The organism is Chitinibacter sp. SCUT-21 (assembly GCA_041874755.1).
Taxonomy (GTDB): domain Bacteria; phylum Pseudomonadota; class Gammaproteobacteria; order Burkholderiales; family Chitinibacteraceae; genus Chitinibacter.
In genome coordinates this window covers 2276387-2293059 of sequence record CP102611.1, presented here as the reverse complement: position 1 = coordinate 2293059, position 16673 = coordinate 2276387, and the positions used below count along the sequence as shown (strand labels likewise).

The 16673-nt window shown below is 51.1% G+C and carries 11 protein-coding genes, 2 tRNA genes and 4 rRNA genes; 4 read left to right on the top strand and 13 right to left on the bottom strand.

The genetic code is table 11. From position 1 onward, the window contains the following. Positions 1–67: 67 nt before the first annotated feature. The 5 genes from NT239_10700 to NT239_10680 all read right to left on the bottom strand — a co-directional run bounded on the left by NT239_10700 (position 68) and on the right by NT239_10680 (position 5236). The gene (locus NT239_10700; GenBank protein ID XGA70248.1) at positions 68–2215 is read right to left on the bottom strand and encodes a chemotaxis protein CheA; all 2148 of its coding nucleotides are present in this window, start codon (positions 2213–2215) and stop codon (positions 68–70) included. After that, the gene (locus NT239_10695) at positions 2212–2502 is read right to left on the bottom strand and encodes an STAS domain-containing protein (protein ID XGA70247.1); all 291 of its coding nucleotides are present in this window, start codon (positions 2500–2502) and stop codon (positions 2212–2214) included. The genes NT239_10700 and NT239_10695 overlap by 4 nt, the downstream gene beginning before the upstream one ends. A gap of 9 nt (positions 2503–2511) precedes the next feature. Next, positions 2512–2880 carry a response regulator gene (locus NT239_10690; protein ID XGA70246.1) on the bottom strand — a complete coding sequence of 123 codons (369 nt, stop codon included), beginning with the start codon at positions 2878–2880 and terminating at the stop codon, positions 2512–2514. Between the two features lie 9 nt (positions 2881–2889). Next, positions 2890–4032: a methyl-accepting chemotaxis protein gene (locus NT239_10685; protein XGA70245.1), complete on the bottom strand. Its 1143-nt coding sequence runs from the start codon at positions 4030–4032 to the stop codon at positions 2890–2892. 205 nt (positions 4033–4237) lie between these two features. After that, positions 4238–5236, bottom strand: a complete 999-nt coding sequence (locus NT239_10680) for a succinylglutamate desuccinylase/aspartoacylase family protein (GenBank protein XGA70244.1) — start codon at positions 5234–5236, stop codon at positions 4238–4240. A gap of 241 nt (positions 5237–5477) precedes the next feature. Between NT239_10680 and NT239_10675 the strand changes: the two genes are divergently transcribed. Continuing rightward, the gene (locus tag NT239_10675) at positions 5478–6215 is read left to right on the top strand and encodes an ABC transporter substrate-binding protein (protein XGA70243.1); all 738 of its coding nucleotides are present in this window, start codon (positions 5478–5480) and stop codon (positions 6213–6215) included. 66 nt (positions 6216–6281) lie between these two features. Here NT239_10675 and gnd read toward each other — a convergent pair whose 3' ends face one another. Then, on the bottom strand, positions 6282–7193 hold the full coding sequence (gnd, locus tag NT239_10670; GenBank protein ID XGA70242.1) for a decarboxylating 6-phosphogluconate dehydrogenase: 912 nt from the start codon (positions 7191–7193) through the stop codon (positions 6282–6284). Positions 7194–7489: 296 nt separating this feature from the next. Between gnd and NT239_10665 the strand changes: the two genes are divergently transcribed. From NT239_10665 to NT239_10655, 3 genes are read left to right on the top strand one after another with little or no spacing between them, the layout of a single operon-like run. Next, the gene (locus NT239_10665) at positions 7490–8494 is read left to right on the top strand and encodes a U32 family peptidase (GenBank protein ID XGA70241.1); all 1005 of its coding nucleotides are present in this window, start codon (positions 7490–7492) and stop codon (positions 8492–8494) included. A 1-nt stretch (position 8495) separates the two neighbouring features. After that, positions 8496–9371 carry a U32 family peptidase gene (locus tag NT239_10660; GenBank protein ID XGA70240.1) on the top strand — a complete coding sequence of 292 codons (876 nt, stop codon included), beginning with the start codon at positions 8496–8498 and terminating at the stop codon, positions 9369–9371. Continuing rightward, positions 9368–9799: an SCP2 sterol-binding domain-containing protein gene (locus NT239_10655; GenBank protein ID XGA70239.1), complete on the top strand. Its 432-nt coding sequence runs from the start codon at positions 9368–9370 to the stop codon at positions 9797–9799. Before NT239_10660 ends, NT239_10655 begins: the two co-directional genes overlap by 4 nt. Before the next feature lie 103 nt (positions 9800–9902). Here the strand turns inward: NT239_10655 and rrf (NT239_10650) are convergent. The 7 genes from rrf (NT239_10650) to NT239_10620 form a co-directional block, all read right to left on the bottom strand. Beyond that, positions 9903–10016: ribosomal RNA gene (gene rrf / locus NT239_10650) — 5S ribosomal RNA — on the bottom strand. A gap of 140 nt (positions 10017–10156) precedes the next feature. Continuing rightward, positions 10157–10270: ribosomal RNA gene (rrf, locus tag NT239_10645) — 5S ribosomal RNA — on the bottom strand. A gap of 139 nt (positions 10271–10409) precedes the next feature. Then, a 23S ribosomal RNA gene (locus tag NT239_10640) occupies positions 10410–13296 on the bottom strand. Between the two features lie 300 nt (positions 13297–13596). Continuing rightward, positions 13597–13672, bottom strand: a tRNA-Ala gene (locus NT239_10635). 38 nt (positions 13673–13710) lie between these two features. After that, a tRNA-Ile gene (locus NT239_10630) sits at positions 13711–13787 on the bottom strand. 196 nt (positions 13788–13983) lie between these two features. After that, a 16S ribosomal RNA gene (locus NT239_10625) occupies positions 13984–15517 on the bottom strand. Together the 16S, 23S and 5S rRNA genes with 2 tRNA genes alongside form the textbook arrangement of a ribosomal RNA operon. Positions 15518–15945: 428 nt before the next feature. Then, positions 15946–16662, bottom strand: a complete 717-nt coding sequence (locus tag NT239_10620; protein ID XGA70238.1) for a GNAT family N-acetyltransferase — start codon at positions 16660–16662, stop codon at positions 15946–15948. Between the last annotated feature and the right edge of the window lie 11 nt (positions 16663–16673).

Below are 16673 nucleotides of genomic sequence, written 5' to 3'. Positions count from 1 at the left end.
TTCATTGGGTATAAGCCAACAAGCCAATAAAATAAAGGCATATATAGATATACCCGTTGGCTATCTTTTACTTCGATACTTCAGCTGAATGATTAAAAGCTTCACTTTCTTTTTGGGTTGCAAATTGAATCAATGAGGGAACGTCTAAAATCAGTGCCACTTCGCCCGAGCCCAAAATGGTTGAGCCGCTAATTGCCCGTAGATGACTAAAGAGGGTGCCAAGTGGCTTAATCACGGTCTGGAATTCGCCCAACAAACTATCAACCAACAAGCCTGCTTTGCTCTCGCCATAATTGACGACGACCACATTTTGGCGCTTGCCCGGCGGCTCACCCAATTCGAGAAACTCGCTCAGGTTCAAGACGGGCAAAACTTCGCCGCGCAAATTCAGGTAAGCGTGGGTGCCGTCCGAGCTAATGTCGTCTGGCAGCTCGATACATTCGACGACGACTTCGAGCGGAATCACAAAGGTTGATTTGCCAATCTGCACCAAGAAGCCGTCGATAATCGCCAAGGTTAGCGGCAGGCGAATCCGAAAATGCGTGCCTTCACCCACAACAGAATCGATATCAATCGTGCCGCGCAATGCTTCCAAGCCCCGTTTGACAACATCCATCCCGACGCCACGACCCGAAATATTGCTCACTTGCTCGGCGGTAGAAAACCCAGGCTCGAAAATCAGCTTATACACATCGCTATCGCTCAATACTTGATCTGCACTGATCAAGCCATTGCTGATGGCTTTAGCGAGAATTTTGTCCTTACGCAGGCCGCCACCATCGTCGGCCACTTCAATCACAATACTGCCTGACTCGTGGTAGGCATTGAGCCAGACATTACCAACTACCGGCTTACCCGCTTGCTCGCGCATATCGGCCGCTTCAATGCCGTGATCGATCGCGTTGCGCACAATGTGCATTAGTGGATCGCCCAGCTTTTCCACCATCGATTTATCCAACTCGGTTTCCGCTCCACTGATATGTAGCTCGATGTTTTTGCCTAATTCTTTGGATACATCACGCACCACGCGTGGAAAACGGCCAAAAATCTCGCCGATCTGCACCATACGCATCGATAAAGTGCCGGCACGAATTTGCTCGATCAAGCTGGCGATGGTGGCTGTCGATTCAATTTGCGCACTTTGCCCCGATTTGCGCGCGATCAGATTCGCGGCTGCCCCAGCAATGACCAACTCGCCGATTAAATTAATCAAATTATCCAGCTTGCTCGCTTCAACTTTGATGAACTTGGTCTCGCTGGGCTTAGCCACTTTTTGCTCGGTTTTCACCACCACGGCACCGCTAGCAATTTTGGCCGCTAGCGCAAAGGTGCGTTCAGGTGCGACGGCGTCTTCGCTCGCCATCGCCGACGGCGTTGGCGCAAATGCCACCGCATGATCAACGCCAATTCCCAACTTCAGCCACGCCTCAGCCACGGCCTGGCACTCCTCGGGCGATTGACCAGCCGTAATCAATTGGAACGAGGTGGCTGCCTCATGCAAGGGAATAATATGGATTTGGCTATCTTCGCGCACGAACTCGAACACGTCGTATAACTTTGCTAATTCCACTTCGCCGGCAAAAATCAGCTCGTAGCGCAAATAATTCACTTCGGGATCGAATGCTTCACCCTGCGGAAAACGCGTAAGAACCGGCTCGATGGCAGAGATTTGGCCGATCGATTTGAGATAGCGAATAAACGACAGCGGATCCATGCCGTTACACAGCACATCCCCTGCAAAGCGCAAGGACAACAGCCAACTATGCGCCGCCACCGCCTCAGTAGGCTCGCTCTGCACCACGTCGGCAGCGGCAGTTACGCCGGTATGGCGTTGGTAATATTCTTTCAGCTCTTCGATTAAGGGCGGATGCTGAATGGCTTGTAGCTGCACGCGATCATCAATCACGGCCAACATCGCCTTTACATGATCGTGACATTGCAGCAATAAGCCACTGAGCTCATCGTCAAATTGCAGCTCGCCCGAACGCAGTGCATCCAAAATATTTTCTGCTTCGTGCGTGAAATACACAATCGGCTCTAGGCCAAACAGACCCGATGAGCCTTTGATGGTATGCATGGCCCGGAACATAGCATTGAGCTGCTCATCATCGGGCTGGTTGCCTTGCACCTCCATCAAGATGCTTTCCATCGCGATCAGTAGCTCGTTGGCTTCATCCAGAAAAGCGGGGATGGCGTGATCATAATCTTGACTCATGATGTAGCTCCAAAATCAGCCGGGAACGAGGCGTGCAGCCCTAGCAAGCCGATCACGTCTTTTATGGCATGCGATGGGTTGAGCAATTGCACAGGTCGATTGAGACGCACACCTTCGTGTTGCAGCCAGATCAAGATTTGCAGCAAACTGCTATCGGCCTCGGTAATGTGCGATAAATCGACCACAATCTCTTGCTCCGAATCTTTCAACGCCTGTACAAACAGTTGGTGCGTTTCACCTGCTTGATAAATGGTTTGCTCACCGTCAAGCGTAATGGTTTTCAGCATGACAACCCCCTATGGCAAAACCAATTTGGCAATGGCATCGAGCAAGATTGGCGGCTGAAATGGCTTAACGACCCAAGCGCGGGCACCTGCAGCTTTACCCGCAGCTTTTTTGCTCTCGTCGGCCTCGGTGGTCAGCATAATCACGGGGGTGAATTTATAGGCTGCCATTTGTTTCAATTGGCTAACAAAGGTAATGCCGTCCATATTGGGCATATTGACGTCGGAAACGATCAGATTGAATTTCTGGCCGTTGCATTTACTTAATGCGTCCTTGCCATCACACGCCTCGATGACATCGTAACCCGCGCCTTTGAGGGCAATACTGACCACGGTGCGCAAGCTGGATGAATCGTCCACAATCAGAATGGTCTTTGCCATACTGCCTCCTTAAAAGAAATCAACCGATGTTGCAGGGGTATTGCTCGTTGAGCCTGATGAACCATGATGCAGCGCCTTTTGCTCCATGGTGGTATAGGTGCGCTCTAGTTCGGTAAGCCATTGTTGCTTATCGGGCAAAACAAATTGAGCGCGGCTTAAATCGGCTTGGCTCATGTGCTCGTGCAATTTATTCATATTGGCGACTACGTGGCCTTGAATTTGGCTGACCCGATCTTGAAACTGCAAATTGACTAAGACATCTTCAACTTCGTGACTCACTGCGCGGCTTTCGGCCTCCAGCATTGCCACGTTTTCATTGAGTGAGACTGCCGCTTGCTGAAAGCTGGCAATCACGCCTTCGATCACTGATTCGGCGTTCGCAATCATGCGGCTTTCTTCCTCGGAGAGTTGCTGCGTCATCGATAGCGTGTTGCTCATCGCCTGATGAATCAGCTCTACTTTGCTGGTGATGTGTTTACCAGTGTCGCCCGATAGATTAGACAATTTGCGCACTTCATCGGCCACCACTGCAAAACCACGCCCGGACTCCCCCGCCCGCGCCGCCTCAATGGCGGCATTGAGCGCCAAGAGATTAGTTTGATTAGCAATGGCACTGACCGAGCTGGCCATGTTTTTTAATTCGCCGGTAAAGCTAGCTAATCCATGAATCTCGTTCAGCATCGATTCGCGAGCTTGCACCGATTGATTGAGCGAAGTCACGATGGCACTAAGCTGAGTTTGCGCATCAGTAATAATCTGCTGAATCGCGCCTTGGCCACCCTGGCCACCGCTCGACAACTGCACCGCACGATGCAATTGCTGATTGATTTCACTAAAACGTGTTGCCAAATTACCAATGGCATTTTCCGTTTGCTCGCGGCTGGTTTCGATATTACGCCGCCAAACTGGCAATAAATCGCGCAATAAGTCCTGCCAAGTTCGAGCAAACTCATCCAATGGGGATGCATGTGGTTTTTCTTCGCCGACCAAAGAGGCGATCGGCAGCGACTGGCTAGCGGCCCACACCGCAAACCCAGTCATCGCCAATACGATCAAGACCGCAACCCCCCACGGCGAGCCCATCAAAACAGCGCTAACTGCTAAAACGAGCCCCAATCCAATCCCTGCGCTAATGGTGCGTTTGCTCGACATGACATCACCTCAAAATGACTCTCTACCTCAAAGTTTTAGCAGAGCATTTTTAGTGGTGCTGACAAATCTCACCAATCGATGGAGGGAACAGGAAAATGGCAATCAATATCGCGCAATGAGTCGCAAAAAAAAAACCGTGGTCAACGACCACGGCTTAGATGTATAGCGCTACAAACTTTATTTCTAATAACCTATAGACATATACCTAGCTATAACGCGTAGATTTCATACCATCAACCAAGCGATCGCTATGCTGGGCAAAGTAAAACCATTCATTACCCGGATTGGCCGCGGGATTGGGGAACAAAATATAGCCATCGGCTGGTGCCGTTACCGCACTGCCGTCAGCACGATGACCAATGATTTCACCGGCCTGTAGCTTATCAAAGCTAGCCCAGGTTTTGACGAACGCATCGCCCACATCATGGCGGTCGATCACTTGAGTGAGCTTGAGTAATTCAAACTCGGTTTGCACTTGCGGCGCAGGCAAATCGGCCAGGTGCAGTTGCGCTATGGTATTGCGAATGGCTTGATAGGCGACTTCGGGTGCATCAGCGTCTAGGTGCTGACCACATTCGAGCGTGAGCGAAATCCCGCCGTGCGCGCGCGTGTATTCTGTCGTGCCAACGCCGTAGCTTGGATCGGTACTGAGCATCTGGGCACGCTCGCTGGCATTACTATTGGCTAGGCGGTGTTTGACGCCTTCGGCGTAGGTTTCCAACCAGCCTTCTACAATGCGTTTTGGCCCCAAGCGCACTGCCAGCGCTTCTTCTTCAGCAGCGCGGGCAAATGGCGACAATTCACCATCGTTGTTTTCTGGCCCGAGCATGATGAAAGGCTCGCCCGGCGGGTTAGTTGTTGAATGTAAATCGAGCAACACGTCTTGCTGCTCCAGAATCGGGCACAGCATATTGGCGATGCGATCTTCAAAATCATGCGGCAAAGCATTGGGGCGTAGATTGCGGTTTAAATTACGATCGCCATTACGTTCATTCTTGGCGTGCGCCAATGGATTGGTAATTGGAATAAAGGTAATTTGGCCACGCTGCAGCACCAATTCACCCGCATCGAGCTCGCGCATAATCCGCTCAATCGCGATCGGCCCGCAAATCTCATTGCCATGCACAGCCCCCAGCACCACCAGCTTCGGGCCCGCAGTCAGGCCGTGATAAACATAAGATTTGAGCATGTGCTGATGAATCATCGCAGCGGTTTCCACAAGAAAATCAAAGAGTCGCAATTATCGCGGGATTAAGAATAAATGGCGAGATGATGGCGCAAAAAATGTGAGGTTTTCTGAAAGTAAATCTTCAATATCATTCATGTTCCTGCTATCACTTGGTGGATTCAATCACTTTAAACACATCGCTTCGCCCCGCCCGTTTGGATTGGATCAATAAGCAGGCAAGTGCTATACCGATAGACATAAATTATCGGAATAGATTATGCGGGTCTTATTTCTGCTGCTATTTTCACTCACACTATTGTTCGCGCCAGCTCAGGCTCGAGCCAACCTAACGCTGATTGTCGGCAATAATCCACCATTCAATGACATACAAAACGAAAAGGCCAGTGGGATGGTTGTCAGCATCATCGAGCAATTGATGTCATACGCAGAGCTGAAATATAGATTTGTTCAATATCCTTGGGCCCGAGCACTTTCAACCGCACAAACTGAAACGGATACCTGCATTTTTAGTTTGGCACGCCTACCGATCAGGGAGGATGCTTTTATTTGGATCGGTCCGTTAGCACAGAACAAATGGACTTTTTTCGCACTCAGAGAGCGAAATCTAACGATAAAAACACTGGATGACGCGCGAAAATACTCGATTGGCGGGCAAAGAAAAGACGGTAAAGTACAATTTTTGGAAAGCAATGGTTTCACTGTTGATCTTGCGGCGGAGGAAGAGCAATCAATGAAGAAATTATATGCGGGTCACATTGATCTTGTTGCTGGTGGTTTATTTACAGCAAAACTGATCGCGCAATCAATTGGCGCCGACCCGCAAAAAATCAAACCGCTATACATATTTCATACGGCTGATTTGTATTTAGGGTGCAGTAAAAGCACGTCAGCATCACACATTACAAAATTAAAGGCCGCACTACAGCGCATGCGTAGCGATGGCAGCTTGCAGAAAATTACTGATCAATACTCGGCTGAATTCGAGCAGCCATAAAAAAAGCACCAATTAAGGTGCTTTTTCATTTGCCTTGGCTGCTATAGGCGAGCAGCCATAAGACCTTTATTTCTTAGACATCGCGTGACCGCCAAAGGCATTGCGCATCAGCGACAACATCTTCATCGCGTAATCGTCGTTACCGCGTGAAGAGAAGCGCGAGTACAAGCTAGTGGCCATCACAGGCGCAGGAACACCTAGCTCAACAGACTCCAGCACTGACCAACGACCTTCGCCTGAGTCTGGAACGAACGGATTGAGTGATTCAAGTTCAGTATCGTGCGAGAACGATTCCGCCACCAAGTCGAGCAACCAAGAGCGCACGACAGAGCTGTGGCGCCAAGTTTCAGCGATTTCAGCGACATCCAAATCGAATTCTTTTTTCGCCTTCAGCATTGCAAAGCCTTCAGCGAACGCTTGCATCATGCCGTATTCGATACCGTTGTGTAGCATTTTGGTGAAGTGGCCTGAGCCCGCTGGGCCTGTGTGCGTCCAACCGCGATCAGCGGCAGGCGCCAAGATTTTCATAAATGGCGTGGCGATATCGGCTGCGTCTTGCTCGCCACCGAACATCAAACAATAACCATTCTGCAGCCCCCAAACGCCACCAGATACGCCAGCATCAACAAACTTGATGTTCAACGCAGCAAGTTCTTGCGCATGGCGTTGGCTGTCTTTGTACATTGCATTCGCGCCGTCGATGATCAAATCACCAGGTGCGAGCAGCGTTTTCATTTCAGCAAAAGCCGCTTCGGAAATATCACCCGACGGCAACATCAACCACACCACGCGCGGCGTTGGCAATGCAGCGATCAATTCAGGTACAGACGCAAAAGCACGGAAGTTGGCTTCTTCTTTTGCCAAACCTTCCCGAGTCTCAGCGCTCACGTCAAAGCCAAACACATTGGCTCCGCCACGCGCGAGACGGCGCGCCATATTGCCGCCCATTTTGCCCAAACCGATCATTGCGATATTCATTGTGTAGTCCCTTCTAGGTGTCCAACCGCCGACGGGTAGCCGGGGTGTGCCTTTTGCCAATAATAGTACCCGTATTTTCTAGCAAGATAGCGTCAACGCCAAGCCGCTTTTGCACTAATTGCCTAATTAATTTACCTAATTTTGAAAAAAGCCTGTGATTTTCACATTCTTTCGGCATTTTGCTGCTTTTTGCCTACCTCTAAAGCGCAGAAATGAGTCATGCAAACCTTGACCTGTGTTAAGGCGGCACAATCCAAGTCACCCTAAGCTGCACTATCTGCAAACTGGACGCCGCCATGCCTGCACATTTGCCCGAATTGATCTGCCCTGCCGGTAGTCTGCCGGCACTCAAAGCCGCCGTCGATCACGGCGCTGATGCGGTCTACCTTGGCTTTAAAAATGCCACCAACGCCCGCAATTTTGCCGGGCTTAATTTTACCGATGCGCAAATCAAAACCGGTATCGACTACGCCCAATCGCGCGGCAGCGAAGTGCTGGTCGCGATCAATACCTACGCGCAAGCAGGTCGTGTCAAAGAATGGTACGCCGCGATTGACGCCGCCGCCGATGCCGGTGCGAATGCGGTGATTTTGGCCGATTTGGGCTTGCTCGACTACGCTACGCGCGTGCACCCGCAGCTCAATCGCCATTTGTCGGTGCAAGGCTCGGCGACCAATTTTGAAGCGGTGAACCTAGCGCAAGATTATTTCGGCATTCGCCGCGCGGTGCTGCCGCGCGTGCTGACTTTGCCGCAAGTTGAATACGTCATTAAAAACACCACGGTTGAAATTGAAGTCTTTGGCTTTGGCAGCCTGTGTGTAATGGCCGAAGGACGCTGCATTTTATCGAGCTACGCGACCGGCGAATCGCCCAATACCCATGGGGTGTGTTCACCTGCAAGTCATGTTCAATGGCTACCACAGGGCAATACCATGGATACGCGTCTGAACGGCATTTTGATCGATCATTTTGAAGCGGGCGAACCTGCCGGTTACCCCACGCTATGCAAAGGTCGTTTTGAAGTGAATGAGGCGACCTATTACGCATTGGAAGAGCCGACCAGCCTGAACGCGCTATCCGTGCTGCCCGAGCTACTTCGCATTGGCGTCAAAGCCATCAAAGTCGAAGGCCGCCAACGCAGCCCAGCCTACACCGCCGAAGTCACCAAAACGCTACGCGCTGCGATCGACGCTGCGGGCGACGCGCGTTATTCGGTGAAACCGGCGTGGCAGCAAGCGCTGAACAAAGTTTCCGAAGGCCATCAACAAACCCTCGGCGCTTACAGCCGCCCATGGAGGTAAGATGAAACTCACTCTTGGTCCGCTGCTGTACTACTGGCCTAAGCAGCAAATCATCGATTTTTACGCGCAAGCGGCCGATTGGCCGCTTGCTACGATTTATCTGGGCGAAGTCGTTTGCGCACGCCGCCATGAATTGCGCACCGCCGATTGGCTGGCGCTCGGCGCTGAATTGGCGCAGAGTGGCAAACAGATTATTTACAGCTCGCAAGCGGTGTTGGAGTCGGGCTCGGATTTATCTAGCCTGCGCAAACTGGCGCAAGCGGGTGGTTTGATTGAAGCCAATGATCTGGGCGCGATTCGCGTCGCGCGCGAAGCCGGCATCGCTTACGTTGCGGGCCCCCACCTGAATATCTACAACGGCCCAGCACTCGATTGGCACGCCAAGGCAGGCGCTGTACGTTGGGTGCCCCCGCTGGAAGCCAGCGCCAAGATGGTCGCGGCGACGATCGCCGAAAAAACAGCAGCGATCGACACCGAAGTGTTCGCACACGGCCGCTTGCCGCTGGCGTTCTCGGCACGCTGCTTCACCGCACGCCATTACGATCTAAGCAAAGACGCATGTGAGTTTAAATGTATCGAGCACGCCGACGGCATGCTACTGAAAACGCGTGAAGGACAAGACTTTTTGCGCATTAACGGCATCCAAACCCAATCGGCTGCCTGTCACGCGCTGATCGATGACATCGCTGGTTTGCAAAACATTGAGTATTTGCGCATCAGCCCACAAGCAGAGTATACGGATGAAATCATTGCAGCATATAAATCACAGCTCAATACCCATACATACGCAGCAAACTGGTCGCGCATTAACCCAGAAGGTCTAGTCAATGGCTACTGGCATGGCCAAGCCGGTATTGCCCATCAGGAGTTACGATGAATATCCCACAACCAGTAGTACGCCTATTGCAGCATTTACCCGAAACGCCGCCTGCATTTGGCGTGGTGACCGCACTTAACTTGGTCAAAAATCAGCTCTGGCCTGAGGAAGACTTTAGCTGGTTAGAAGGTCGCACCGTACGGCTACTGGCCAGCGATATCGGCTGCGGCTTTTCGTATAGTTTTCGCCAAGGCCGTTTTGTCGCCAGCAGCGCTAAGCCCGATGTCACCTTTGGCGCTAGCCTAGCCGATTATTGGATTATTGCCCGGCGCCAGGAAGATCCAGACACGCTATTTTTCCAGCGCCGCTTAACAATCTCAGGCGATACCGAGCTAGGGCTGCAGTTAAAAAACCTGATGGATGCGACTGACTTTTCGCCACTATTCGAAAAAATCCCGCGGCCGATCCGACTTCGATTTGGCATATAAAGCACAAAAGCCCAACGCGATGCGTTGGGCTTTTTTATTTGGAATGTTAATGTGTAGCTACATAGCAAAAGACCCAGCTCATCGAGCTGGGTCTGTATGGGGAGTTTGGCAATGACCTACTTTCACACGGGCAATCCGCACTATCATCGGCGCTGAGGCGTTTCACTGTCCTGTTCGGGATGGGAAGGAGTGGGACCACCTCGCTATGGTCACCAAACAAAACTGGTTGTCTCTCGTGTCCGATATTCTGGCGCACCAAAAACTAAATTTTGTTTAAATTGCTATCTTGCTTTTGCTATCTTGCTTTTACTTAATAACAAATACCCAGCTCAACGAGCTGGGTATTTGAATAGGGTAGTCTGGCAATGACCTACTTTCACACGGGCAATCCGCACTATCATCGGCGCTGAGGCGTTTCACTGTCCTGTTCGGGATGGGAAGGAGTGGGACCACCTCGCTATGGTCACCAGACAAAACTGGGTGAGTTAACTGCTTACCCCATTGGGTTTGCAATCACTCGAAATCAATAGAAGAAGTAATCTTATTTCTCTTAACTTTAACATTCACAATCGGGTCGATTGCACCTGTCGCTTAACGCGTCTCAGGTTATAGGATCAAGCCTCACGGGCAATTAGTATCGGTTAGCTTAACGTATTACTACGCTTCCACACCCGACCTATCAACGTCCTGGTCTCGAACGATCCTTTAGAGGTCTTAAAGACCTAGGGAAGTCTCATCTTGAGGCTAGTTTCGCGCTTAGATGCTTTCAGCGCTTATCTATTCCCGACTTAGCTACCCGGCAATGCCACTGGCGTGACAACCGGTACACCAGAGGTCAGTCCACTCCGGTCCTCTCGTACTAGGAGCAGCCCCCCTCAAACTTCCAACGCCCACTGCAGATAGGGACCAAACTGTCTCACGACGTTTTGAACCCAGCTCACGTACCACTTTAAATGGCGAACAGCCATACCCTTGGGACCGGCTACAGCCCCAGGATGTGATGAGCCGACATCGAGGTGCCAAACTCCGCCGTCGATGTGAACTCTTGGGCGGAATCAGCCTGTTATCCCCGGAGTACCTTTTATCCGTTGAGCGATGGCCCTTCCATTCAGAACCACCGGATCACTATGTCCTGCTTTCGCACCTGCTCGACTTGTCGGTCTCGCAGTTAAGCCGCCTTTTGCCATTACACTATCAGTACGATGTCCGACCGTACCTAGGCGACCTTCGAGCTCCTCCGTTACAATTTGGGAGGAGACCGCCCCAGTCAAACTGCCTACCATGCACGGTCCCCGATCCGGATAACGGACCTAGGTTAGAACCTCAAAGGGGTCAGGGTGGTATTTCAAGGACGGCTCCACAGAAACTGGCGTTCCTGCTTCAAAGCCTCCCACCTATCCTACACAAACCACTTCAAAGTCCAATGCAAAGCTACAGTAAAGGTTCACGGGGTCTTTCCGTCTAGCAGCGGGGAGATTGCATCTTCACAAACACTTCAACTTCGCTGAGTCTCGGGAGGAGACAGTAGGGCCATCGTTACGCCATTCGTGCGGGTCGGAACTTACCCGACAAGGAATTTCGCTACCTTAGGACCGTTATAGTTACGGCCGCCGTTTACTGGGACTTCAATCAAGAGCTTGCACCCCATCATTTAATCTTCCAGCACCGGGCAGGCGTCACACCGTATACATCCACTTTCGTGTTAGCACAGTGCTGTGTTTTTGATAAACAGTCGCAGCCCTCATTTCTCTGCGGCCTCATTGGGCTCCAGTTGTACACCTTCACCTACTAGAGGCACACCTTCTCCCGAAGTTACGGTGTCAATTTGCCGAGTTCCTTCTCCCGAGTTCTCTCAAGCACCTTAGAATTCTCATCCTACCCACCTGTGTCGGTTTGCGGTACGGTTCGATATTAGCTGAAGCTTAGTGGCTTTTCTTGGAAGCAGGGTATCGCTCACTTCGTCTACAAGTAGACTCGTCATCACGCCTCAGTGTTAAAGCAGCCCGGATTTGCCTAAGCCACACACCTACACGCTTAAACCAACTCTTCCAACCGTTGGCTGAGGTAACCTTCTCCGTCCCCACATCGCACTAATACCAAGTACAGGAATATTAACCTGTTTCCCATCGACTACGCATTTCTGCCTCGCCTTAGGGGCCGACTCACCCTGCGCCGATGAACGTTGCGCAGGAAACCTGGGGTTTTCGGTGAGGGGGCTTTTCACCCCCTTTATCGCTACTCATGTCAGCATTCGCACTTCTGATACCTCCAGCATCCTTCTCAAGACACCTTCACAGGCTTACAGAACGCTCCTCTACCATATGTACATCGTACATATCCGCGTCTTCGGTTATCAATTTGAGCCCCGTTACATCTTCCGCGCAGGACGACTCGACCAGTGAGCTATTACGCTTTCTTTAAATGATGGCTGCTTCTAAGCCAACATCCTGGCTGTCTATGCCTTCCCACCTCGTTTTCCACTTAATTGATCATTTGGGACCTTAGACGGCGGTCTGGGTTGTTTCCCTCTTGTCCCAGGACGTTAGCACCCCAGGACTGTCTCCCATGCTCGCACTTGACGGTATTCAGAGTTTGCCATGGTTTGGTAAGTCGCGATGACCCCCTAGCCATAACAGTGCTTTACCCCCGTCAGTGATACATGAGGCACTACCTAAATAGTTTTCGAGGAGAACCAGCTATTTCCAAGTTTGTTTAGCCTTTCACCCCTAGCCACAGCTCATCCCCTGACTTTGCAACGTCAGTGGGTTCGGACCTCCAGTGCGTGTTACCGCACCTTCATCCTGGCCATGGCTAGATCACTTGGTTTCGGGTCTACGCCCAGCAACTATGCGCCCTATTCGGACTCGGTTTCCCTACGCCTCCCCTATTTGGTTAAGCTTGCTACTGAACGTAAGTCGCTGACCCATTATACAAAAGGTACGCAGTCACAGAACAAGTCTGCTCCCACTGTTTGTATGCATCCGGTTTCAGGTTCTATTTCACTCCCCTCCCGGGGTTCTTTTCGCCTTTCCCTCACGGTACTGGTTCACTATCGGTCGATGATGAGTATTTAGCCTTGGAGGATGGTCCCCCCATCTTCAAACAGGATTTCTCGTGTCCCGCCTTACTTATCGTACGCTTAGTACCACAATTGTGTTTTCATATACGGGGCTATCACCCACTATGGCCGGACTTTCCATTCCGTTCTATTAACACGACTGTTATCACGTACAGGCTCTTCCCATTTCGCTCGCCACTACTTTGGGAATCTCGGTTGATTTCTTTTCCTGCGGTTACTTAGATGTTTCAGTTCACCGCGTTCGCTCTACATCACCTATGTATTCAGTGATGAGTGACCCAAAAGGGCCGGGTTTCCCCATTCGGAAATCGTGGGATCAAAGCACTTTGCCAGCTCCCCCACGCTTATCGCAGGCTATCACGTCCTTCGTCGCCTATCATCGCCAAGGCATCCACCAGATGCACTTATTCGCTTGATCCTATAACCTCAAACACGTTTTACCGTATCATCGGTTTAGAGTATCGGTATTTACGACTTGTTGAATGAGTTCTCACGTCATTCAACGCTGATCTTTCGATCAGAGATACAATCAACCCAATTTATTTACTGTTCACACCAAGTTGCCTTGATGCTCACATTGTTTAATTAGGAGATATTACTTCTTCTATTTTGTTAAAGAACGATACAGATGCCAAAGGCATTCTGATTTAAGAAACCAGAACAAAATAAACAAACCAGAATAAATCTGCTTGCTCACTGAATTCTGAACTCTTGTGATTGGTGGAGGATGACGGGATCGAACCGACGACCCCCTGCTTGCAAAGCAGGTGCTCTCCCAACTGAGCTAATCCCCCAATCTGGCATTACAAAGCTGTTTCCACTGATGAATCAATGGTGGGTCAAGCTGGAATCGAACCAGCGACCCCCGCCTTATCAAGACGGTGCTCTAACCGACTGAGCTACTGACCCAGCTTTTGTCTTCACTAGATCATCTCTAACTTCGCGATTACTTTTAGATAATCTACGCCGCCAGAGCTACTGACCCAGCTTCCAACCAAGTCCGTAACCCTGCAATGAATTGCTTCATTGCTCAGCTACTTTCTCTGTATCTTCAAACTCTACAGCCGATGAGTGTGAGTACTTGACCCGAAGGTCTTTTCTCTTGAAAGGAGGTGATCCAGCCGCAGGTTCCCCTACGGCTACCTTGTTACGACTTCACCCCAGTCATGAATCCCACCGTGGTAAGCGGCCTCCTTACGGTTAGCCTACCTACTTCTGGTGAAACCCACTCCCATGGTGTGACGGGCGGTGTGTACAAGGCCCGGGAACGTATTCACCGCGACATGCTGATCCGCGATTACTAGCGATTCCGACTTCATGCACTCGAGTTGCAGAGTGCAATCCGGACTACGATCGGTTTTGTGAGATTGGCACCCCCTCGCGGGTTAGCGACCCTCTGTACCGACCATTGTATGACGTGTGAAGCCCTGGTCATAAGGGCCATGAGGACTTGACGTCATCCCCACCTTCCTCCGGTTTGTCACCGGCAGTCCCACTAAAGTGCTCAACTGAATGGTAGCAACTAGTGGCAAGGGTTGCGCTCGTTGCGGGACTTAACCCAACATCTCACGACACGAGCTGACGACAGCCATGCAGCACCTGTGTTACGGTTCCCGAAGGCACTCCTCTATCTCTAAAGGATTCCGTACATGTCAAGACCAGGTAAGGTTTTTCGCGTTGCATCGAATTAATCCACATCATCCACCGCTTGTGCGGGCCCCCGTCAATTCCTTTGAGTTTTAGTCTTGCGACCGTACTCCCCAGGCGGTCTACTTCACGCGTTAGCTGCGTTACTAAGCTCCGAAAAGCCCAACAACTAGTAGACATCGTTTAGGGCGTGGACTACCAGGGTATCTAATCCTGTTTGCTCCCCACGCTTTCGTGCATGAGTGTCAGTATCAGCCCAGGGGGTTGCCTTCGCCATCGGTGTTCCTCCACATCTCTACGCATTTCACTGCTACACGTGGAATTCCACCCCCCTCTGCCGTACTCTAGTTAGCCAGTTCACAATGCAATTCCCAAGTTGAGCTCGGGGATTTCACATCGTGCTTAACAAACCACCTGCGCACGCTTTACGCCCAGTAATTCCGATTAACGCTTGGACCCTACGTATTACCGCGGCTGCTGGCACGTAGTTAGCCGGTCCTTATTCTTCAGGTACTCTCATCCCCGGTGGGTATTAGCCACAAGGATTTGCTCCCTGACAAAAGCGCTTTACAACCCGAAGGCCTTCTTCACGCACGCGGCATTGCTGGATCAGGCTTGCGCCCATTGTCCAAGATTCCCCACTGCTGCCTCCCGTAGGAGTCTGGACCGTGTCTCAGTTCCAGTGTGGCGGATCGTCCTCTAAGACCCGCTACTGATCGTTGCCTTGGTAGGCCTTTACCCCACCAACTAGCTAATCAGCCATCGGCCGCTCCAATAACAAGAGGTCTTGCGATCCCCCTCTTTCCCCCGTAGGGCGTATGCGGTATTAGCTATCCTTTCGGATAGTTATCCCCCATTACTGGGTACGTTCCGATGTATTACTCACCCGTTCGCCACTCGCCACCAGACCGAAGTCCGTGCTGCCGTTCGACTTGCATGTGTAAAGCATGCCGCCAGCGTTCAATCTGAGCCAGGATCAAACTCTTTCGTTTAATCTCTGCTATTTTTACTACTTGGCTTGTACTTCAATACTCAAAGAAAGAAACGAGATGAACAATTAAGTTCGTCTTGTTTATTTCCTATCATCTGAGTGCAAGCACTTGTTTCGACTTACGAATCAAGCACTCACACTCATCGGCTGTAATTTGTTAAAGATCGGTGCGAGACAGAGAGAAACATCACTTCGTTTCGCTGCGTCATCAGCAGAGAGGCCGAACTATACCCACCGGCCTGAAACACGTCAACACTTATCGACAAAGAAAAGCGAACAAAGGCGATAAGTAATTGATAACAAAGGAAACTCAATTTTAGCCATTTGAGCCTAGCCAATCAATATGCAGCGGACTGCACCAACAAGCCGAATAGCAAAACCCCAAAACCAAGCACAAAAAGCACAAAGCCCGCTGCCGCGGGCTTTGTTTTACTGTTTTGCGGGCATGAATTCACTGAGTTTTCGCAATTGCTGCCCCTTCGCGTCGAAATTCTCTTCCGCGAGCCATGTTTGGTAGGCTGTTCGTAATGTCGGCCACTCACTATCAATGATAGAAAACCACGCTGTATCGCGACTACGCCCTTTCGATACCGTTGCATTGCGAAAAATACCTTCAAAGGTAAACCCTAGCCGTTCAGCTGCGCGCTTAGATGGCGCATTTAAGTTATTGCATTTCCACTCGTAGCGCCGAAACCCAAGCTCAAACGCATAAGCCATCATCAAAACCATCGCAGCTGTTGCGAGCCGTGTGCGCTGCAGCGCTGGTGAGAAGTGTAACCAGCCCACCTCAATCGAACCTGCTTGCGGGTCGATGCGCAAATAACTGGCCAAGCCCAGCGCCTTGCCGCTGGCGGCATCGATAATGGCGTAATACTGTGGATCACGCTGCTGCGCGCGCTCAGCCAACGCCGCAGCAAATTCTGCTTCGCTGGCATAGGGGCCTGCAGTGAAGTAGGACCACAGCGCGCCACTATCGGCACTAAACGCTTGCCATAAGTCGGCGGCGTGTTGTGCCGCGTTCAGTGGCTCCAGCCGACAGCCCCAACCCTCCATCACTTTGGGAGTGGGAAAAGTCGCGCCTTGCCAGTTTTCGACGATGGGGCCGAGCGGCTGGCCAAATTCGTTAATATATATATCGCGCTGCATCTTGTTCCTCG